The organism is Streptomyces caelestis (assembly GCF_001279005.1).
GTDB lineage: Bacteria > Actinomycetota > Actinomycetes > Streptomycetales > Streptomycetaceae > Streptomyces > Streptomyces heliomycini.
Window position 1 is genome coordinate 131,611 of the sequence record NZ_LGCN01000228.1, and the last position, 17,853, is coordinate 149,463.

A 17,853-nucleotide genomic window follows, 5' to 3' on the forward strand; every position below is an offset into this window, starting at 1 on the left:
GGCGCCCCGGTTGGGCGCACTGGGCCTTCGCCCCGGCCCGTCGCCGGCCGGGGCGTTCGACGATGTCCGAAAGGGAGGGTGCTCGACGTCAGTCGAAGAGCCCGCCGAAGAGACCCCCGTGCGCCATGCCCAGGAAGAACCCGACCGCCGAGGCACCGAGGCCCAGGACGAGGCCGAAGCGCGCGCGGGTCGTCACCGAGATCCACTGGCCGTACGCGCCGGTGAGGATCCCCACCAGGCCGGTCCAGGAACTGAGCAGGTGCAGATGGTGGAACATCGCCGTGACGAAGGACGTGATGCCCAGCACCAGGGTCGCCGCCAGCAGGGCGTCCTGGAGCGGGTGGGGTTTGCCGTCCGTGGCGAAAAGGCCTCCGGCGGTGTTGGGTCGCAATGCCTGTGCCATGGGGCACCTCCTGCGAAAGGCGGCGGATCGTAGCGCCGTACACACCCGATGTGTACAGATTGACTGTCCCCACGGCCGGATTTCAACCGGAAGCCGCTGTGCGGGTACTCTGTACCGTCCGCATCGGTGTCTGCCCGGACAGAGCCAGGCGAGTCGGGGAAGGGCCACGGTCCGTCCCGGCCGGCCTGGGAGATCGCCGCCCGGCCTCGATTGTCAGTGGCGGCTGTTCTACTGACAGGCATCGTTGCGACAACGCATCACGACCCTCCTGCCACGGAACGACCGTGGCCGCTGAGTCCAAAGGAGGTGGGTTCCACATGCGTCACTACGAGGTGATGGTCATCCTCGACCCCGACACCGAGGAGCGCGCTGTCTCCCCGCTGATCGAGAACTTCCTTTCCGTCGTCCGTGACGGCGGCGGAAAGGTCGAGAAGGTCGACACCTGGGGCCGTCGTCGTCTCTCGTACGAGATCAAGAAGAAGCCCGAGGGCATCTACTCGGTCATCGACCTGCAGGCCGAGCCTGCGGTCGTCAAGGAGCTCGACCGCCAGATGAACCTGAACGAGTCGGTCCTCCGGACCAAGGTCCTCCGCCCCGAGACTCACTGAGCTCTTCCGCTCAGCTGATCCCGGGACTCGAGTAGCAGCCCAAGCAGCCAGCAGCAAACCCGCCGAGAGGTTCCCCATGGCAGGCGAGACCGTCATCACGGTCGTCGGCAATCTTGTCGACGACCCCGAGCTGCGCTTCACCCCGTCCGGTGCGGCCGTCGCGAAGTTCCGCGTCGCGTCGACTCCCCGCACCTTCGACCGCCAGACGAACGAGTGGAAGGACGGCGAGAGCCTGTTCCTGACCTGCTCGGTCTGGCGTCAGGCGGCGGAGAACGTCGCCGAGTCGCTCCAGCGAGGCATGCGCGTGATCGTGCAGGGCCGGCTGAAGCAGCGGTCCTACGAGGACCGTGAGGGTGTCAAGCGCACGGTCTACGAACTGGACGTCGAGGAAGTCGGCGCCAGCCTGCGCAACGCCACGGCCAAGGTCACCAAGACCACCGGCCGCGGCGGCCAGGGCGGTTACGGCGGCGGTGGCCAGGGCGGCCAGGGTGGCGGCGGCTGGGGCGGCGGCCCCGGCGGCGGCCAGCAGGGCGGCGGCGCTCCCGCCGACGACCCGTGGGCGACCGGCGCTCCCGCCGGTGGCCAGCAGGGCGGCGGCGGTGGCTGGGGCGGTGGCTCCGGCGGCAGCGGCGGTGGCTACTCGGACGAGCCCCCCTTCTAGACGGGGCCGTACCCACACTTCTTGATCACACAGGAGAAACATCATGGCGAAGCCGCCTGTGCGCAAGCCTAAGAAGAAGGTCTGCGCATTCTGCAAGGACAAGGTCACGTACGTGGACTACAAGGACACGAACATGCTGCGGAAGTTCATTTCCGACCGCGGCAAGATCCGTGCCCGCCGCGTGACCGGCAACTGCACGCAGCACCAGCGTGACGTCGCCACGGCCGTCAAGAACAGCCGTGAGATGGCGCTGCTGCCCTACACCTCCACCGCGCGATAAGGGAAGGGTGACCAACTCATGAAGATCATCCTCACCCACGAGGTCTCCGGCCTCGGCGCCGCGGGCGACGTCGTCGACGTCAAGGACGGTTACGCTCGCAACTACCTGGTCCCGCGGAAGCTCGCGATCCGCTGGACCAAGGGCGGCGAGAAGGACGTCGAGCAGATCCGTCGCGCTCGCAAGATCCACGAGATCCAGACCATCGAGCAGGCCAACCAGGTGAAGGCCCAGCTCGAGGGCGTCAAGGTCCGCCTGGCCGTCCGCTCCGGCGACGCCGGTCGTCTCTTCGGTTCCGTCACCCCGGCCGACATCGCTTCGGCGATCAAGGCCGCCGGTGGTCCCGAGGTCGACAAGCGCCGCATCGAGCTGGGCTCGCCGATCAAGACGCTGGGCGCTCACGAGACGTCCGTGCGTCTGCACCCCGAGGTGGCCGCCAAGGTCGACATCGAGGTCGTCGCCGGCTGAGTGCCGCGCTCGCTGAAGCAGTGAGCATGGGGGCCGCACCCTTCGGGGTGCGGCCCCCATCGCTGTGTTTCACGTGAAACGGTCAGCGTGCGGCGCCCGTGACGATCCAGCGGCCGGAGCGGGTACGGAGCCACAAGGTCAGCATCCGCACGGTCATCATGAGGGTCATCGTGGCCCACAGCGCGGTGAGTCCGCCCCCGAGTGCGGGAACCAGCAGGGCGGCGGGAGTGAACACCGCGAGAGTCAGCAGCATCGCCCAGGCCAGGTACGGTCCGTCGCCCGCGCCCATCAGAACCCCGTCCAGGACGAAGACGATGCCGCAGATCGGCTGGGACAGCGCCACCAGCACCAGGGCGGGCAGGGCGGCATCCATGACCCTGGAGTCACTGGTGAACAGGGGAAGGAACACCGGCCGGGCGAGGACCACCAGGACGCCGAGGACAGCACCGACCGCGATCCCCCACTCGACCATGCGGCGGCATGCCTCACGGGCACCCTGGTCGTCGCCGGCGCCCAGATAGCGCCCGATGATGGCTTGACCGGCGATGGCGATGGCATCCAGCGCGAAGGCGAGCAGGCTCCACAGGGAGAGGATGATCTGGTGGGCCGCGATGTCGGAGTCGCCGAGACGGGCGGCGACGGCTGTCGCGATCATCAGGATCGCCCGGAGCGAGAGGGTCCGGACCAGCAGGGGAACGCCCGCCTGGGCGGAGGCCCTGATGCCTGCGGCGTCCGGGCGCAGTGACGCCCCGTGCCTGCGCGCCCCGCGCAGCACCACGAAGAGGTAGACCGCGGCCATGCCGCACTGTGCGATGACGGTGCCCCAGGCGGAGCCCGCGATGCCGAGGCCGGCGCCATAGACCAGCACGACATTGAGTACACCGTTGGCGACGAAGCCGGCGATGGCGACGTAGAGCGGTGTCCTGGTGTTCTGCAGTCCGCGGAGGACACCGGTCGCGGCGAGCACGACCAGCATGGCCGGTATGCCGAGTGTGGAGATCCGCAGATAGACGGTTGCGTAGGGGGCCGCCGTGTCGGAGGCGCCGAAAAGTTCCACGAGAGCGGGTGCCGTGGGCAGGACGACGGCCATGACGGTGGCGCCGAGGAGCAGCGCCAGCCAGATTCCGTCCATGCCCTGACGGATGGCCGACGGGAGGTCGCCGGCTCCGACGCGTCGGGCGACGGCGGCCGTGGTGGCGTAGGCCAGGAAGACGAAGACGCTCACGGCGGTCATCAGGAGGGCCGAGGCGATGCCGAGACCGGCGAGTTGTGCCGTGCCCAGATGGCCGACGATGGCGCTGTCCGCCATGACGAAGAGCGGCTCGGCGACGAGGGCGCCGAAGGCGGGGACTGCCAGCATGACGATCTCGCGGTCATGCCGCCGTCGAGCGGCTCCGGGCCGCGCGGGGGCCTGTGTCATGTGCACTAATCTAATCGTCCACAGGTAAGAGATGCAAAGCCTTGTAGACCCTTACTGTGTGGCTCTGGGTGTGGACGTGCGTACACCGCATGAAGCGATCTTGATCCGACTGGGCAACTTTTTCTTCTGCACAGCCAGTGGACGATGAAATTGCAGGTCACGGCCTTGCTGATGTCAAAGGTGCGGGCTTGTTCACAGGCCTGTCCACCGGCTCGTGCACAGGTTTTGCGGAGTTCTCCACAGCATTGGGCCGGTCGTCCACATGCCCTGTGGATAACCAGATTGGCTGACGCTGCCGACGGGCCTACGGTGGTCCGGCGCTCGCTCCGTCCACCGGTTTCAGAAACGCCACAAATCCGGCGCGTGACAACTGGAGTTGGGCCTCTTATTTGTCAGTGCCGTGCCGTAGAACAGAGAGGCACGGCGAGGTCCGTTCCGGCGGACGGGAGGAGGTGGCTCGGTGAGCATTTCCGAGCCCTTGGACGACCCGTGGGCCGAGAGCGGACCCAGTGATCGTCTGCCCGCCTCGCGCCGCCGTGCGGACGGGGGCAGGGGCCGCGGCGAGCAGCACGACCGCGGCCGGGACGACGACGCGTGGGACGGCGGAGGCTCCGCGTTCGAGAGGGTGCCGCCGCAGGACCTCGAGGCCGAGCAGTCCGTGCTGGGCGGCATGCTGCTGTCCAAGGACGCCATCGCCGACGTCGTCGAGATCCTCAAGGGCCACGACTTCTACAAGCCGGCCCACGAGACCGTCTACACGGCCATCCTCGACGTCTACGCCAAGGGCGAGCCGGCCGACCCCATCACCATCGCCGCGGAGCTGACCAAGCGCGGTGAGATCAACAAGGTCGGCGGGGCCTCGTATCTGCACACCCTCGTCCAGACGGTCCCCACGGCGGCCAACGCGGCCTACTACGCGGAGATCGTGCACGAGCGCGCCGTGCTGCGCCGCCTGGTCGAGGCGGGCACGCGCATCACGCAGATGGGATACGCGGCCGACGACGACGTGGACGAGATCGTCAACCGCGCGCAGGCGGAGATCTACGCGGTCACCGAGCAGCGCACCAGCGAGGACTACCTGCCGCTCGGCGACATCATGGAGGGCGCGCTCGACGAGATCGAGGCGATCGGATCGCGCAGCGGCGAGATGACCGGCGTGCCCACCGGGTTCACCGACTTCGACTCGCTCACCAACGGTCTGCACCCGGGGCAGATGATCGTCATCGCCGCGCGCCCCGCGATGGGCAAGTCGACGCTCGCTCTGGACTTCGCGCGGGCGGCGTCCATCAAGAACAACCTGCCGAGCGTCATCTTCTCGCTCGAGATGGGGCGCAACGAGATCGCGATGCGCCTGCTGTCCGCCGAGGCCCGGGTCGCCCTGCACCACATGCGCTCCGGCACGATGACCGACGAGGACTGGACCCGCCTGGCCCGCCGGATGCCGGACGTCTCGGCGGCACCGCTCTACATCGACGACTCCCCGAACCTGTCGATGATGGAGATCCGCGCCAAGTGCCGTCGTCTGAAGCAGCGCAACGACCTGAAGCTGGTCGTCATCGACTACCTGCAGCTGATGCAGTCCGGCGGTTCCAAACGGGCCGAGAGCCGTCAGCAGGAGGTCTCGGACATGTCCCGTAACCTCAAGCTGCTCGCCAAGGAGCTGGAGGTCCCGGTCATCGCGCTCTCCCAGCTCAACCGTGGCCCCGAGCAGCGCACGGACAAGAAGCCGATGGTCTCCGACCTGCGTGAGTCCGGGTCCATCGAGCAGGACGCCGACATGGTCATCCTGCTGCACCGCGAGGACGCCTACGAGAAGGAGTCCCCGCGTGCGGGCGAGGCGGACCTGATCGTGGCGAAGCACCGAAACGGTCCGACGGCCACGATCACGGTCGCCTTCCAGGGTCACTACTCACGCTTCGTGGACATGGCGCAGACCTGATCCGTTCCTGCTGAACTGAGGGCATGACGACACCTCATCAGGAAGAACTGCTGCCCGCTACGCGGCGGGCGTTGCTGCACAGGATCGCCGTCGCCCAGAGCGAAGGACGTGCGCCGTCGCTCGTCGCGGCCGTCGTACGGGGCGGAAAGGCCGTGTGGACGGGGGCGCGTACATCGGTGGAAGGACATGCTCCGGACGAGCGGGTGCAGTACCGGATCGGTTCGATCACCAAGACCTTCACGGCCGTTCTGGTGCTCCGGCTGCGCGACGAGGGAGCGCTCGATCTCGCCGACCCGCTGGAGAAGCACCTGCCGGGGACGGGCGTGGGCGGGGTGACCGTCGCCGAACTGCTCGCACACGGCGGCGGGCTGGCCGCCGAGACCCCCGGGCCGTGGTGGGAGCGGACCCCCGGCTCCCTGCGCCCCGGTCTCGCCGACGTGCTGGGCGAGCGGCCCCTGGTGCTCCCCGCCGGCCGGCGGTTCCACTACTCGAACCCCGGATACGCGTTGCTCGGCGCCCTGGTCGAGAAGCTGCGCGGCGCCCCGTGGGAGGAGGTGCTCCGGAGGGAAGTGCTCGTCCCCCTGGGCCTGCGGCGCACGACCGTGCGCGCGGAAGCGCCGCACGCGGGTGGCTGGGCGGTGCATCCGTGGGCCGATGTGATGCTGCCCGAGCCCCTGGAGGACCTCGGGGTGATGGCGCCCGCCGGCCAACTGTGGTCCACCGCGGGTGATCTGGCGCGCTTCGCCGCCTTCCTGGTCGAGGGCGACGAACGAGTGCTGGACCCCGAGTCGTTGCGGGAGATGAGGACGCCGGCCGCGCCGGCCGAGGCGGCGGACGTGGCGAGCGGCTATGCGTACTGCCTGGGCATGGAGATCCGTCACCAGCACGGACGTTCCCTCGTCGGGCACACGGGTTCGCTGCCGGGCTTCCTCGCCTGCCTCACGATCAGCGTGGCGGACGACGTGAGCGCGGTGGTCCTGGCCAACTGCACGTCCGGACCGGCGCCTTTCACGGTCGCCGCCGACCTCGTCCGGATCGTCGCCGAGGCGGAACCGCGCATCCCGGCTCCCTGGCAGCCGTTGCGGGAGGCGGATCCGGCGGCGCTGGATCTGGTGGGTCAGTGGTACTGGGGGACGTCCGCGTTCGTGCTCCGGCTCTCGGCCGACGGTCTCGTTTCGCTGGAGCCGCTGTCCGGCAACGGGCGGCGCTCGCGTTTCCGTCCGACGGAGGACGGCACCTGGGTGGGCCTGGAGGGTTACTACGCCGGAGAGCGCCTGAAGCCCGTACGGCGGCCCGACGGGTCGCTGAGCCATCTCGACCTGGGCTCGTTCGTGTTCACGCGCCTGCCGTACGACGAGAGGGCTCCCGTACCGGGCGGAGTGGATCCGGAGGGATGGCGGGGCATCGGCTAGCTTCCGGAGGCCGGGGAGTGGGGGGCGGGTCCTGTTCCACGGGGAACAGGCCCCCGGCACTTCGTCACAGCGGCAGCTTGAAGCCCACGTGGGAGGCCGTGAAGCCGAGCCGTTCGTAGAAGCGGTGGGCATCGGTCCGGGTGTTGTCGGAGGTCAGCTGGACCAGGTGGCAGCCCTCGCGGCGGGAGGTGCCGATCGCCCACTCGACGAGCCGGCTCCCCAGGCCACTGCCGCGCTCGTCCGTGTGGACGCGGACCGCTTCGATGATCGACCGGGTGGCGCCGCGGCGGGAGAGCCCGGGAACGACCGTGAGCTGGAGCGTGCCGACGACGCGGCCTTCGCGGACCGCGACGACCAGGTGCTGGTTCGGGTCGGCGCTGAGCCGCTCCAGGGCGGTCAGGTAGGGACCGAGGTCGTCCGGCGACTCGCGCAGCGCGCCCAGGGGGTCGTCCGCGAGCATGCCGACGATCGCGGGAACGTCGTCGGCGACCGCGGCCCGTATCTCCAGATCTTCCATGCCGGCACCCTACGCGGGCACCGGCGCCTTCAGCGTTTCCACGGCCCGGACCAGGGGAGCGAGCTCGGGGTTCTCCGCCGCCTTGTCGAGGGCCTCGCGCAGGGCCGTGTCGTTGGTCGGCCGTGCCTCGGCCAGCAGCTTGAGACCCGTTTCGGTGACGTTGGTGTAGATGCCCCGGCGGTCGGTGGGGCACAGGTAGCGCTCCAGCAGCCCGCGGTCCTCGAGGCGGGTGACCAGGCGCGTGGTGGCGCTCTGGCTGAGCACGACCGCGTCGGCGACCTGCTTCATCTGCAGGTGGCCCCCGTCGCCGTCGTGCTGCCGGCTCAGTACGTCGAGCAGGGAGTACTCCCGCACGCTCAGATCGTGCCGGGCCTGAAGGGCGCGCTCGATGTGGGCCTCGATCCTCCCGTGCAGCAGGGAGAGGGCGCACCAGCCCTGAGCGAGGGCGGTGAGCGCGGGATCCGTGGCTGTCATGGGCGTTTCCTCCGTCCAGGAGCTGCTGACTCCAGGGTAGAGCAGGACCGCAATATACGGCGTTTGCAACTAACCAGCGTCTGCAACTATTGTCGTGACGCGTAAAGCGCTCCTGCAATCTTCCGGGAAGGTCTGTCCCCCATGCCTCTCGCGCTTCTGGCCCTCGCGATCGGGGCCTTCGGAATCGGAACCACGGAGTTCGTGATCATGGGCTTGCTGCCCGAGGTCGCGGACGACTTCGGTGTCTCCATCCCCACCGCCGGCTACCTGGTGACCGGCTACGCGCTGGGCGTCGTGTTCGGCGCCCCGCTGATGACCGTGCTCGGCACCAGGATCTCCCGCAAGCGGATGCTGATGCTGCTGATGGGGCTGTTCATCGCGGGGAACCTGCTGTCCGCCCTGGCCCCCTCCTTCGGCCTCATGCTGACCGGGCGGGTGATCGCCTCGCTGGCCCACGGCGCCTTCTTCGGCATCGGCTCGGTGGTCGCGGCCGACCTGGTCGCCCCGGACAGGAAGGCCGGAGCCATCGCCCTGATGTTCACCGGACTGACCGTCGCCAATGTCGTCGGTGTTCCGCTGGGCACGCTCGTCGGCCAGTCCCTCGGCTGGCGGGTCACCTTCGCCGTCGTCGCCGCCCTCGGCGTGGTCGGACTGGCTGGCATCGCCCGGCTCGTCCCCGACATGCCCAAGGCCGAGGGCGTGCGGCTGCGTCACGAACTGGCCGCCCTGAAGAACGTCCAGGTCCTGCTCGCCATGGCGATGACCGTCCTCGGATTCGGCGGTGTCTTCGCGGCCATCACCTACATCGCGCCGATGATGACGCACGTCGCCGGGTTCGCCGACGGTTCCGTGACCTGGCTGCTGGTCCTCTTCGGCCTCGGCATGGTCGTCGGCAACCTCATCGGCGGCAGGTACGCGGACCGCGCCCTGATGCCCATGCTGTACCTCTCGCTGGGCGCCCTCGCCGTCGTCCTCGCGCTCTTCACCCTGACCGCGCACAACAAGATCGCCGCCGGCGTCACCATCGCCCTCATCGGCGCCCTGGGATTCGCCACGGTGCCGCCCCTGCAGAAGCGGGTCCTCGACCAGGCGCACGGGGCCCCCACCCTGGCCTCGGCCCTGAACATCGGCGCCTTCAACCTCGGCAACGCGCTGTCCGCATGGCTCGGTGGCCTCGTGATCGGGGCCGGCCTCGGCTACACCGCACCCAACTGGGTCGGTGCCGTTCTCGCCGCGAGCGCCCTGGCGCTGGCGTTCGTCTCGGCCGCTCTCGAGCGCCGCGACACCGTGCCCGGCACCCCGGCCGCCGGCCCGGCGCCCATCGATCGGCGGACCGCCGTCACCCACTGATCCACAGGACCGGCAGGCGCGCGACCGGTCCCGCGCCGACGGACATCCCCCTCACGCAAGGAGAACCCCCTCATGAGCACCACCACCGTCGCCGCCCCGCTCACCACCGCGGACGCCGAGGCCCTGGTCGACGTGGCACGCCGGACCGCGGAAGCGGCCGGTGCCACGGTCAGCGTCACCGTCCTCGATGCGGGCGGGCACCTGCTCGCCTTCCGCCGGGACGACCGCGCCGTGCTGATCTCCGGTGAGACCAGCACCCGCAAGGCGTACACCGCGCTCCAGCTCAACGCGCCCACCGCCGACCTCGTGGACGCCGTGCAGCCCGGAGGCCCTCTCCACACGCTGCCCACCGCACTCGACCGGCCGCTGCTGTTCATCGCCGGGGGCGTGCCGGTCCGGCGCGACGGCCGGCTGATCGGCGCGATCGGTGTCGGCGGTGGCGCCCCGGAGCAGGACCACGGCTTCGCGGCGGCCGCCGTGGCGGCCCTCGCCTGATGACGGCCTTCACCGGACGCGACGACGCCGGCCCCGCGTTCCGGGGTCGGCGTCGCCGCGTTCCCGGGTGTCAGGCCGCCGCGACCGTCACCGGGGCGAACCGCCGGCTCCAGTCCCCGGGCAGCTCCGTGGTCCCGTACGTCATGACGGCGCTGCTCATCACAGGCGCCAGGCCGTGTTCCTTCGCCCAACCCAGCAGCTCCTCGTGCCGCACGTCGATGTCGGTGCGCAAGGGCCGGTCGGTGTGGGCGGCGAGGGATGCGAGAAGTGCCTCGGCCGTCGCGGTGTCCCGGGCGATCAGCGGACCCACGACATGGGTGTCCATGTTGGGCCAGGCGGCCGCGTAGCCGATGAGTCGTCTGTCCTCCTCGGCGACGCGCAACTGGTCGGCGAAGGCGGGCAGCCGGGTGACGATGTGCGTGCGGTCCGTCCCGAACGCCTCCTCGTCGAGCCGGAGGATCGCCGGAAGGTCCTCCGCGGTCGCGGCGCGGGTGGCGACCTCCGGCCGACCATCCGTGGGGACGAAGTGACCGCGCAGCATCTCGGCCCGGCCGGTGACCTTGAAACCGAGCTCCTCGTAGAGCGGCCGGCCGGACGGGGTCGCGTGCAGAGTGAGCGGTGTGGTGCCCGAAGCCTCGACGATGTGGCGCATCAACCGGCGGCCCACGCCCCGGCGGGCATGCCGTTCGGCGACCAGGACCATGCCGACGGCCGCGAGAGCGGGCTGTTCCCGCGGTCCGTACTCGGTGACGACGCAGGCGGCCACCAGACCACCGTCGGGGTCGTCGATGCCGTACCCCTTCCCGGACGTGAGGAGGAGTCCCCACTTGTGCTCCTCCCGGGGCCACCCCCGGTCCTCGGACAAGTCGGCGCAGGCGGTGAGGTCGCGGAGCGTCAGACGGCGGATGGGCAGAGAGGCAAGGGAAGGTGTCGACACGCAGGTCAGGCTGTCCGACAGGGGGCTTCGGCGTCCACCCGTTTCAGGAGACTCGCGCGAGCTTTCGGTCATGCCGTGGTCATGGGCGGAGAACACGGGCACGGGACGTTTCACGTGAAACATATGAGAACGGTGCGTGGTCGATTCCTTTCCTTCCGCCGGGAGACGAGGGGACAGGGCCCGTTGACCTCCTCGCTCATGGCGAGGCTTCACCTCTTCGATCTCGACGGCACTCTGCTCCATGGCAGCTCGGCTCCCGTGGAGATCTCGCGGCAGCTGGGACTGGAAACCGAGACGGTGGCTCTCGACCGGGCGATCTCCTGTGGCCTCATCGGGCCACCCGGGTACGCCATACAGGTGCACACGCTCTGGGCGGGCCTCACGGAGGCACATGTGGCGGCAGCGTTCGAAGCGGCTCCGTGGCCGGCCCGTATCCGCGAGGTCTGGGCAGAGCTCACGCGGAACGGTGACTGCTGCGCCGTCGTCTCACTGTCCCCGTCCTTCTCCGTGGAGCGGCTCACCGACTGGGGTGCGCACGCGGCGTACGGCTCCCGCTTTCCCGCCGTGCCGTTCACGGAGCCCGTTGACCCGGCCGGCGTCCTCAGCGCGGCGGCCAAGGTCCGGATCGCCGACCGCCTGTGCGCGGAGTTCGGGGTGACCCGCGCGGACTGCGTCGCCTACGGCGACTCGATGTCGGACAAGGACCTGTTCGGCGTGGTGCCGGTCTCCGTCGCGGTCAACGCGGACCGCCATCTGACCGGCCTCGCGACCCACTCCTCCACGGGGCGGGACCCCTGGGAAGCCTACGAACTGGTACGGGCCGTGTGAGAGTCGGGCGTCACCCCAGGTCGGGGGCGTGCATGGCGCGTACGCCCTCGATGTTGCCGTCCAGGTAGTGCCGCAGCGACAGCGGCACCAAGTGGACGGAGGCGATCCCGACGCGGGTGAACGGCACGCGGACGATCTCGTACTCGCCGATGGGTTCGTCGACCTCCGGGCCGTGGCGCAGGGACGGGTCCATGGACTCCAGGCGGCACGCGAAGAAGTGCTGCACCTTCACGCCGGTGGCGCCGTCCTCGCCGATGTGCTCCACGGTGTCGACGAAACAGGGCACCACATCGGTGATCTTCGCGCCGAGCTCCTCGTACACCTCGCGGTGCAGGGCGTCGACGACGGTCGAGTCCCCCGGCTCGACCCCGCCGCCGGGGGTGACCCAGTAGGGATCCACGCCGGGTTTGGTGCGCTTGATCAGAATCAGGTTCTCGCCGTCCAGCAGAACGGCTCGGGCGGTGCGCTTGACCACGGGTCGGACGGTCATGGAGGAAATGTGGCCCGGCTGGTTCCACGTGAAACATCGCGGGAGGACAGCGGCCGGCTTCCCGCTGTGGGGACGCCGCCCCGGCGGTCAGCACCAACCGGTGGCCGCCCGCTCCAGCCATTCGTGGGCCCGCGCGATGTGCGGCATCGCCAGTGTGCCGGTGCGGACCACCAGGAAGTACGTGCGCAGCGGAGGCACCGTCGGTTCGTGCAGGGCCACCACGTCGCCCCGCTCGAGCGCGCCCGTACAGAGGTAGCGGGGCAGTACCGCCAGTCCCGCTCCCGCGGCGGCGCAGGCCAGCACCGCGCGTAGATCCGGGACGACGACGGTGCCCGGGGCGACGGGGCGGTAGTCGAAGACGGAGGCCCAGTAGCGGGCGACGAAGGGCAGCGACTCGTGCACCTCGACCACCGGGATGTGTTCCAGGACCGACGGACCCGTGCGGCGGAACGTGCCGGAGTCGATGCGCTCGGCCCAGCGCGGGGCGGCGACCAGGACGTGCTCCTCGTCGCAGAGCGCAGTCGCCGAGAGCAGGGCGCCGCGGGGCCGGACCGTGCTGATGGCCAGATCATGATGCCCGGCGGCCAGTCCCTCCAGGACTTCCTCGGCGGTGCCGAAGGAGGCGCGCAGGGCGAAGCCCTGACCGTCCCCGCCGGTCAGCTCCGTGAGCGCGGGCAGTGCCCGTTCGGCGGTGAACTCCGGAGGGCCGGCCAGATGCAGCGTCCGTAAGGAGGAGTCCTCCTCCAGCCCGGACTCGGCTATCTCCACCAGGGCGTCGAGATGCGGCGCCGCCTTGTGGGCGAGCTCGTCCCCGATGGTCGTCGGTGTCACACCGCGCGGCTGCCGAAGGAACAGGGGCCGCCCCAGCTGCCGTTCCAGCGTCCGTATCTGCGAGGTGACGGCCGGCTGGGAGAGGCCGAGCAAGGCGGCGGCACGGGTGAAGGAACCGGCCCGGTGCACGGTCACGAAGGTCCGCAGCAAGGCCAGATCCACGCCACATCCTCCCTCGCCGGTCCCGTCCCGGGTCCGGATGTCCAACCATAAATAAGTCGATAGGTCGCTGTCGCTACTGTGATTGGACACTGACACTGAGTCAACTAGCCTTGGTCACGCGGTTCTTCGCGCGTGGAACCGAGGACGGTCCGAGCCACGAGGGGGGAGGCTCGGACCGTCCGCCGCAGTGTGCCGGGCGCCTGCCGGACCGGCCGGTCAGCCGGCTGATTCGTCCAGGGCGCGCAGGACGTCCGCGACCAGGTCCTCCGGGTCCTCGGCGCCCACGGAGAAGCGGATGAAGCCCTCCGGCACCGCGTCCCCGCCCCAGCGTCCGCGCCGCTCCGCCGTGGACCGTACGCCGCCGAAGCTCGTCGCGTCGTCCACGAGCCGCAACGCGTCGAGGAAACGGTTCGCGCGCTCGCGCGTGGGCAGCGTGAAGGACACCACGCACCCGTAGCGCCGCATCTGCCGCGAGGCGATCTCGTGCGAGGGGTCGTCGGGCAGCCCCGGATAACGCAGCCCCGTGACGTCGGGCCGCTCACGCAACGCCCGGGCGAGCGTCAGCGCGGTGGCGTTCTGCCGGTCGACGCGCAGGTGGAGCGTGGCGATCGAGCGGTGCGCGAGCCAGGCCTCCATGGGCCCCGGAATGGCGCCGACGATCTTGCGCCAGCGGCGGACGGCGGCCATGGCCTCGGCGTTCCGGCCGGTGACGTACCCCAGGAGCACGTCGCCGTGTCCGGTGAGCTGCTTGGTGCCGCTGGCCACCGCGAAGTCGGCGCCGAGTTCCAGCGGACGCTGGCCGAGGGGCGTCGCGAGGGTGTTGTCGACGGCGACCAGGGCGCCGCGCGCGTGTGCCGCCTCGGCCAGCCGTCGTACGTCGCACACGTCGAGCCCCGGATTCGAGGGCGTCTCGATCCACAGCAGCTTCGCGCCGTCGAGGACGTCGAGCTGGGCGCCGCCGCCCGTCGGCGCGGTCCGCACCTCGATGCCGTACGTCTCCAGCTGGTCCCGCACCAGGGGCAGGGCCTGGTAACCGTCGCTCGGCAGGACGACCGCGTCCCCGGCGCGCAGCTGGGAGAAGAGCACCGCGGAGATCGCGGCCATGCCCGAGGCGAACACCAGGGCTTCGACGTCGTCCCGGCCGGGCGACTCCAGTTCGCCGATGGCCCGTTCCAGCAGCGTCCAGGTCGGGTTCTCGTCCCGGCCGTAGGTGTACGGGCCGGTGGGGTCGCCCGGCAGGTGGAAGTGGGCGGCGAACACCGGTCCGGGCAGGGTCGGCTCGTGCTTGACCGGCTCGGGCAGTCCGGCCCGCACCGCGCGGGTGCCGTCGCCCGCCCCGTCCGGCAGCGCCGGCCCGTGGCCCGCGCCCGTCGTCGAATCGTTCATGCCGCTCGTCCTTCCACCTGCTCGCGTACTGCGGCGAGCAGTCCGGTGCTCGCCGCCTCCACCATCTCAAGACACGCGTCGAATCCGTCCGCACCCCCGTAGTAGGGGTCCGGCACGTCGGGATCGTCACCGGCGGCGGGATCGTAGGAGCGCAGCAGACGCACCTTGTCGGCGTCCCGCTCCGTGGGCGCGAGGCGGCGCAGCGCCCTGAGGTGGCCGGAATCGAGCGCGATGACGAGATCGAGGCGGGCGTACCAGGACGGGTCGAACTGCCGGGCCGTGTGGCCGGTGCCGTAGCCGTTCTCCCGCAGCACGGTCACCGTGCGGGGATCGGCGCCCTCGCCCTCGTGCCAGCCGTCCGTGCCGGCGCTGTCCACCTCGACCCGGTCGTCGAGGCCGGCCTCCGCCACCCGTGCGCGGAAGACGGACTCGGCCATCGGGGAGCGGCAGATGTTGCCGGTGCAGACGAAGCAGACGCGGTAGGTCATCGTGCTCAGTCCTCGTCGGGCAGGACGACGCTGAGCGCCCAGGAGACGAGGGAGATGATCAGGCCGCCCAGTACGGCCGTCCAGAAGCCCTCCACGTGGAAGCTCAGGTCGAGCTGGTCGGCGAGCCAGGAGGTGAGCATCAGCATCAGCGCGTTCACCACCAGGGTGAACAGCCCCAGCGTCAGAATGAGCAGGGGGAGACTCAGCAGCTGCACCACCGGTTTGACCAGGGAGTTCACCAATCCGAAGAGCAACGCGACCAGAAGTAGTGTGCCGATCTCCTTGCCCGTGCTGTCACCGGTCAGGGTGATGTCGTCGAGCAGCCACACCGCTACCGCCAGGGCGCCCGCGTTGGCGATCGTCTTGACTAGGAAATTCATCATGTGTCTGATCGTGGCAGACACGATCGGACGCGGGCAGCGAGGCAGGGGCGGGACAAGGCGATGAAGGCATTCCGGCTGGACGAACTGGAGGCGGAGCGCGCCGCCAACGACGGGGCGTACCTGCAGTTCCTGCGCGAACGGAACATGTCGGTGGGCCTCTACGCCCTGGACGCCGGCGCCCAGGACCCGCAGCAGCCGCACGGTCAGGACGAGGTCTACTTCGTCGTCAGCGGCCGCGCGGCGATCACCGTCGGCATGGAGACCACCCAGGTGGCACGCGGCAGCGTCGTGTACGTACCGGCCGGGGTGGCCCACAAGTTCCACCACATCAGCGAGGACCTGCGGGTTCTGGTGGTGTTCTCTCCCCCCGAGAGCTGAGGGGCGCGGTCGGGGTTCCCTAGGGGAACGGTCAGGGGAGGGCAAGGGGTCCGAGGCCCCCGCCGGAGCACCCGCAGCCCTAGCATCGAGTGCGGGACATCATCGACGCGACCCGGCACCCGGCGGGCGGAGAGGTAAGGACGAGAGCGATGCGAGAGATCTTCGCGGGACTGCCGTGGTGGGTGAAGTGGATCGCGGTGCCGGTCATCGCCCTGGTCGTGTTCGGCGGGCTGATAGCGAGCGTGGTCGGCTTCGTGATCGGACTGCTCTTCAAGGTGCTGGTCTTCGTGGCGCTGGTCGGCGGACTGATCTACGTCGTGAGGAAGTTCATGTCGAGTTCCTCGTCGCGCAGCGACTGGTGAGCCGAGGGGGACCGGTGAAGCGGTAACAGGAATCACCGGTTCCCTCGGGCGGGGGAAGTTTCCCCGGCGGGCCGCCTGCGTGCGGTGACAGCCCGTTAGAGTCCGGAACTCGACGCGGGGACGATCCCCGTGAGCGGCGACCCCCCACCCGTGTTCCCCGCACGGGCTGCCCCCTCGCGTTTCGGGAGTGACCCTTGGCCACGACTGGCACCGGCTCCGCGCAGCTGACCGCGGTCCCTCCGCAGCCCCGCTCGCCGGCGCCCGCCGCACCGCCGCCCACCGCGACCCTCATCGGCTCCGTCCAGCGGGCCATGCGCCTGCTGGAGAGTGTCGCCGGGCACCACCACGGAGCTCCCGCCAAGCAACTGGCCCGGGAGACCGGACTCGCGCTCCCCACCACGTACCACCTGCTGCGCACCCTGGTGCACGAGGGCTATCTGCGCCGCGACAAGGGGCTGTTCTTCCTGGGGGAGGCGGCGGAGCGGCTGAGCAGCAGCGGAGCGGAGCAGAAACGTCGCAGCACGGTGGCCGACACCCTCGCCCGCTGGCGGGACGCGATCGGCGCCCCCGTGTACTACGCCGTGTACCGCGAGGGCGAGATCGACGTCGTCTGCGTCTCCGACGCCCCCGCCCATCCCGCGGTCGAGGAGTGGGCCGACTTCCGGGAGACCGGACACGCCCACGCGATCGGGCAGTGCCTGCTCTCCCAGCTCGACGAGGAGGCCCGCCGCGACCACCTCGACCGCCATCCCGTGCGGTCCGTCACGCCGTACACCGTGCGCGACGCCCACGGCCTGCTGAGGCGCCTGGAGCGGACGCGACGGATGGACCCGGTGACGGAGCGGCAGGAGTACGCCCTGGGAACGGTGTGCGCGGCGGTCCCCCTCACCGTCGGCGGTACGGCCGCGTCGGTGGCCATCTCACTGCCCGCACACCAGGCCGACCGGCTCGTCCCCGCGGCACAGCGACTGCAGGCCGAGATGGGGCGTCTCGTCGGGTCGCTCGCGCTGTCTATCAGTATCTGAAAACTCACTCCTTGTGATCTGCTGTGTACTTTCAGCAAGATTCCCTCTGGTGTCAGGGTCCATGCCCGGCCAGTCCGTGGCGAATGACGGGGTAGGCGATGCGCGAATCCGTACAGGCAGAGGTCATGATGAGCTTTCTCGTGTCGGAGGAGCTGTCCTTCCGCATCCCGGTGGAGCTCCGCTACGACACCTGTGATCCCTACGCCGTGCGGCTGACCTTCCACTTGCCGGGGGACGCTCCCGTGACCTGGGCGTTCGGCCGGGAGCTGCTGATCGACGGCGTCGGCCGGCCGTGCGGGGAGGGCGACGTACGCGTCTCGCCGGTGGATCCCGACGTGCTGGGCGAGGTGCTGATCCGGCTCCAGGTCGGCAGTGATCAGGCGCTGTTCCGTTCGTCGACCGCACCGCTCGTGGCCTTCCTCGACCGTACCGACAAACTGGTGCCGCTGGGCCAGGAGGGGGCGCTTGCCGACTTCGACGCCCATCTCGACGACGCGCTGGACCGGATCCTGGCGGAGCAGAGCGCCGGCTGAAGCGTTACGCCGGTCGGGCGGGCCGG

At 70.1% G+C, this 17,853-nt stretch carries 23 protein-coding genes; 13 read left to right on the forward strand and 10 right to left on the reverse strand.

The genetic code is table 11. From position 1 onward, the window contains the following. Positions 1 to 88 precede the first annotated feature (88 nt). Positions 89 to 403 carry a hypothetical protein gene (locus tag ADK41_RS29245; protein WP_030820146.1) on the reverse strand — a complete coding sequence of 105 codons (315 nt, stop codon included), beginning with the start codon at positions 401 to 403 and terminating at the stop codon, positions 89 to 91. A 317-nt stretch (positions 404 to 720) separates the two neighbouring features. Between ADK41_RS29245 and rpsF the strand changes: the two genes are divergently transcribed. From rpsF to rplI, 4 genes are all read left to right on the forward strand, one after another. Further along, the gene (gene rpsF, locus ADK41_RS29250) at positions 721 to 1,011 is read left to right on the forward strand and encodes a 30S ribosomal protein S6 (protein ID WP_004929252.1); all 291 of its coding nucleotides are present in this window, start codon (positions 721 to 723) and stop codon (positions 1,009 to 1,011) included. Positions 1,012 to 1,087: 76 nt separating this feature from the next. After that, positions 1,088 to 1,672, forward strand: coding sequence for a single-stranded DNA-binding protein (locus ADK41_RS29255; protein ID WP_030820147.1), 585 nt, complete (start codon positions 1,088 to 1,090; stop codon positions 1,670 to 1,672). A 43-nt stretch (positions 1,673 to 1,715) separates the two neighbouring features. Further along, positions 1,716 to 1,952: a 30S ribosomal protein S18 gene (gene rpsR, locus ADK41_RS29260; protein WP_003949403.1), complete on the forward strand. Its 237-nt coding sequence runs from the start codon at positions 1,716 to 1,718 to the stop codon at positions 1,950 to 1,952. A gap of 18 nt (positions 1,953 to 1,970) precedes the next feature. After that, positions 1,971 to 2,417 carry a 50S ribosomal protein L9 gene (gene rplI / locus ADK41_RS29265; protein WP_030820148.1) on the forward strand — a complete coding sequence of 149 codons (447 nt, stop codon included), beginning with the start codon at positions 1,971 to 1,973 and terminating at the stop codon, positions 2,415 to 2,417. 82 nt (positions 2,418 to 2,499) lie between these two features. Here the strand turns inward: rplI and ADK41_RS29270 are convergent, their stop codons facing one another. Further along, positions 2,500 to 3,837, reverse strand: a complete 1,338-nt coding sequence (locus ADK41_RS29270; protein ID WP_030820150.1) for an MATE family efflux transporter — start codon at positions 3,835 to 3,837, stop codon at positions 2,500 to 2,502. 460 nt (positions 3,838 to 4,297) lie between these two features. Between ADK41_RS29270 and dnaB the strand changes: the two genes are divergently transcribed. Together dnaB and ADK41_RS29280 are read left to right on the forward strand one after the other, a co-directional pair. After that, entirely contained in the window at positions 4,298 to 5,776 is a 1,479-nt protein-coding gene (gene dnaB, locus ADK41_RS29275; protein ID WP_030820153.1) for a replicative DNA helicase, read from the forward strand. Between the two features lie 23 nt (positions 5,777 to 5,799). Further along, positions 5,800 to 7,188 carry a serine hydrolase domain-containing protein gene (locus ADK41_RS29280; protein ID WP_030820155.1) on the forward strand — a complete coding sequence of 463 codons (1,389 nt, stop codon included), beginning with the start codon at positions 5,800 to 5,802 and terminating at the stop codon, positions 7,186 to 7,188. A gap of 64 nt (positions 7,189 to 7,252) precedes the next feature. On the opposite strand, the gene ADK41_RS29285 is transcribed toward ADK41_RS29280, so the two are convergent. Together ADK41_RS29285 and ADK41_RS29290 are read right to left on the reverse strand one after the other, a co-directional pair. Next, on the reverse strand, positions 7,253 to 7,705 hold the full coding sequence (locus tag ADK41_RS29285) for a GNAT family N-acetyltransferase (RefSeq protein WP_030820157.1): 453 nt from the start codon (positions 7,703 to 7,705) through the stop codon (positions 7,253 to 7,255). A 9-nt stretch (positions 7,706 to 7,714) separates the two neighbouring features. Continuing rightward, positions 7,715 to 8,179: a MarR family winged helix-turn-helix transcriptional regulator gene (locus ADK41_RS29290; RefSeq protein WP_030820159.1), complete on the reverse strand. Its 465-nt coding sequence runs from the start codon at positions 8,177 to 8,179 to the stop codon at positions 7,715 to 7,717. Between the two features lie 141 nt (positions 8,180 to 8,320). On the opposite strand from ADK41_RS29290, the gene ADK41_RS29295 reads away from it, so the two are divergent. After that, the gene (locus ADK41_RS29295) at positions 8,321 to 9,529 is read left to right on the forward strand and encodes an MFS transporter (protein WP_030820161.1); all 1,209 of its coding nucleotides are present in this window, start codon (positions 8,321 to 8,323) and stop codon (positions 9,527 to 9,529) included. A 72-nt stretch (positions 9,530 to 9,601) separates the two neighbouring features. Continuing rightward, on the forward strand, positions 9,602 to 10,024 hold the full coding sequence (locus ADK41_RS29300; protein WP_030820163.1) for a GlcG/HbpS family heme-binding protein: 423 nt from the start codon (positions 9,602 to 9,604) through the stop codon (positions 10,022 to 10,024). Between the two features lie 70 nt (positions 10,025 to 10,094). On the opposite strand, the gene ADK41_RS29305 is transcribed toward ADK41_RS29300, so the two are convergent. Next, a complete protein-coding gene (locus tag ADK41_RS29305) occupies positions 10,095 to 10,961 on the reverse strand; it encodes a GNAT family N-acetyltransferase (RefSeq protein WP_030820165.1) in 867 nt (288 codons plus the stop codon). A gap of 198 nt (positions 10,962 to 11,159) precedes the next feature. Between ADK41_RS29305 and ADK41_RS29310 the strand changes: the two genes are divergently transcribed. Beyond that, positions 11,160 to 11,789, forward strand: a complete 630-nt coding sequence (locus ADK41_RS29310; protein ID WP_030820167.1) for an HAD family hydrolase — start codon at positions 11,160 to 11,162, stop codon at positions 11,787 to 11,789. Between the two features lie 10 nt (positions 11,790 to 11,799). Here ADK41_RS29310 and ADK41_RS29315 read toward each other — a convergent pair whose 3' ends face one another. From ADK41_RS29315 to ADK41_RS29335, 5 genes are all read right to left on the reverse strand, one after another. Next, complete coding sequence (locus ADK41_RS29315) at positions 11,800 to 12,279, reverse strand: NUDIX domain-containing protein (RefSeq protein WP_030820169.1); 480 nt, start codon at positions 12,277 to 12,279, stop codon at positions 11,800 to 11,802. Between the two features lie 87 nt (positions 12,280 to 12,366). Beyond that, positions 12,367 to 13,272, reverse strand: coding sequence for a LysR family transcriptional regulator (locus ADK41_RS29320; protein ID WP_030820171.1), 906 nt, complete (start codon positions 13,270 to 13,272; stop codon positions 12,367 to 12,369). 216 nt (positions 13,273 to 13,488) lie between these two features. Then, a complete protein-coding gene (locus tag ADK41_RS29325) occupies positions 13,489 to 14,658 on the reverse strand; it encodes a cystathionine gamma-lyase (RefSeq protein ID WP_030820173.1) in 1,170 nt (389 codons plus the stop codon). Next, a complete protein-coding gene (locus ADK41_RS29330; RefSeq protein WP_030820175.1) occupies positions 14,655 to 15,146 on the reverse strand; it encodes a low molecular weight protein-tyrosine-phosphatase in 492 nt (163 codons plus the stop codon). Before ADK41_RS29330 ends, ADK41_RS29325 begins: the two co-directional genes overlap by 4 nt. A gap of 5 nt (positions 15,147 to 15,151) precedes the next feature. After that, the gene (locus tag ADK41_RS29335; protein ID WP_030820178.1) at positions 15,152 to 15,529 is read right to left on the reverse strand and encodes a phage holin family protein; all 378 of its coding nucleotides are present in this window, start codon (positions 15,527 to 15,529) and stop codon (positions 15,152 to 15,154) included. 60 nt (positions 15,530 to 15,589) lie between these two features. On the opposite strand from ADK41_RS29335, the gene ADK41_RS29340 reads away from it, so the two are divergent. The 4 genes from ADK41_RS29340 (at position 15,590) to ADK41_RS29355 (ending at position 17,827) form a co-directional block, all read left to right on the forward strand. After that, the gene (locus ADK41_RS29340) at positions 15,590 to 15,907 is read left to right on the forward strand and encodes a cupin domain-containing protein (RefSeq protein WP_030820180.1); all 318 of its coding nucleotides are present in this window, start codon (positions 15,590 to 15,592) and stop codon (positions 15,905 to 15,907) included. Positions 15,908 to 16,056: 149 nt separating this feature from the next. Beyond that, on the forward strand, positions 16,057 to 16,269 hold the full coding sequence (locus ADK41_RS29345; protein ID WP_030820182.1) for a DUF5326 family protein: 213 nt from the start codon (positions 16,057 to 16,059) through the stop codon (positions 16,267 to 16,269). A gap of 194 nt (positions 16,270 to 16,463) precedes the next feature. Then, positions 16,464 to 17,294, forward strand: coding sequence for an IclR family transcriptional regulator (locus tag ADK41_RS29350; protein ID WP_051842968.1), 831 nt, complete (start codon positions 16,464 to 16,466; stop codon positions 17,292 to 17,294). Between the two features lie 98 nt (positions 17,295 to 17,392). Then, positions 17,393 to 17,827, forward strand: a complete 435-nt coding sequence (locus ADK41_RS29355; protein ID WP_030820186.1) for an SsgA family sporulation/cell division regulator — start codon at positions 17,393 to 17,395, stop codon at positions 17,825 to 17,827. The last annotated feature ends 26 nt before the right edge of the window (positions 17,828 to 17,853 follow it).

What these genes read in the sequence shown, in the direction of transcription:
- ADK41_RS29330 (WP_030820175.1), bottom strand. Translation starts at nt 15,146, where the DNA reads ATGACCTACCGCGTCTGCTTCGTCTGCACCGGCAACATCTGCCGCTCC.
- ADK41_RS29315 (WP_030820169.1), bottom strand. Translation starts at nt 12,279, where the DNA reads ATGACCGTCCGACCCGTGGTCAAGCGCACCGCCCGAGCCGTTCTGCTG.
- ADK41_RS29335 (WP_030820178.1), bottom strand. Translation starts at nt 15,529, where the DNA reads ATGATGAATTTCCTAGTCAAGACGATCGCCAACGCGGGCGCCCTGGCG.
- ADK41_RS29280 (WP_030820155.1), top strand. Translation starts at nt 5,800, where the DNA reads ATGACGACACCTCATCAGGAAGAACTGCTGCCCGCTACGCGGCGGGCG.
- ADK41_RS29310 (WP_030820167.1), top strand. Translation starts at nt 11,160, where the DNA reads ATGGCGAGGCTTCACCTCTTCGATCTCGACGGCACTCTGCTCCATGGC.
- rplI (WP_030820148.1), top strand. Translation starts at nt 1,971, where the DNA reads ATGAAGATCATCCTCACCCACGAGGTCTCCGGCCTCGGCGCCGCGGGC.
- ADK41_RS29355 (WP_030820186.1), top strand. Translation starts at nt 17,393, where the DNA reads ATGCGCGAATCCGTACAGGCAGAGGTCATGATGAGCTTTCTCGTGTCG.
- rpsR (WP_003949403.1), top strand. Translation starts at nt 1,716, where the DNA reads ATGGCGAAGCCGCCTGTGCGCAAGCCTAAGAAGAAGGTCTGCGCATTC.
- ADK41_RS29285 (WP_030820157.1), bottom strand. Translation starts at nt 7,705, where the DNA reads ATGGAAGATCTGGAGATACGGGCCGCGGTCGCCGACGACGTTCCCGCG.
- ADK41_RS29290 (WP_030820159.1), bottom strand. Translation starts at nt 8,179, where the DNA reads ATGACAGCCACGGATCCCGCGCTCACCGCCCTCGCTCAGGGCTGGTGC.
- ADK41_RS29345 (WP_030820182.1), top strand. Translation starts at nt 16,057, where the DNA reads ATGCGAGAGATCTTCGCGGGACTGCCGTGGTGGGTGAAGTGGATCGCG.
- ADK41_RS29325 (WP_030820173.1), bottom strand. Translation starts at nt 14,658, where the DNA reads ATGAACGATTCGACGACGGGCGCGGGCCACGGGCCGGCGCTGCCGGAC.
- ADK41_RS29295 (WP_030820161.1), top strand. Translation starts at nt 8,321, where the DNA reads ATGCCTCTCGCGCTTCTGGCCCTCGCGATCGGGGCCTTCGGAATCGGA.
- ADK41_RS29245 (WP_030820146.1), bottom strand. Translation starts at nt 403, where the DNA reads ATGGCACAGGCATTGCGACCCAACACCGCCGGAGGCCTTTTCGCCACG.
- rpsF (WP_004929252.1), top strand. Translation starts at nt 721, where the DNA reads ATGCGTCACTACGAGGTGATGGTCATCCTCGACCCCGACACCGAGGAG.
- ADK41_RS29340 (WP_030820180.1), top strand. Translation starts at nt 15,590, where the DNA reads ATGAAGGCATTCCGGCTGGACGAACTGGAGGCGGAGCGCGCCGCCAAC.
- ADK41_RS29255 (WP_030820147.1), top strand. Translation starts at nt 1,088, where the DNA reads ATGGCAGGCGAGACCGTCATCACGGTCGTCGGCAATCTTGTCGACGAC.
- ADK41_RS29300 (WP_030820163.1), top strand. Translation starts at nt 9,602, where the DNA reads ATGAGCACCACCACCGTCGCCGCCCCGCTCACCACCGCGGACGCCGAG.
- ADK41_RS29270 (WP_030820150.1), bottom strand. Translation starts at nt 3,837, where the DNA reads ATGACACAGGCCCCCGCGCGGCCCGGAGCCGCTCGACGGCGGCATGAC.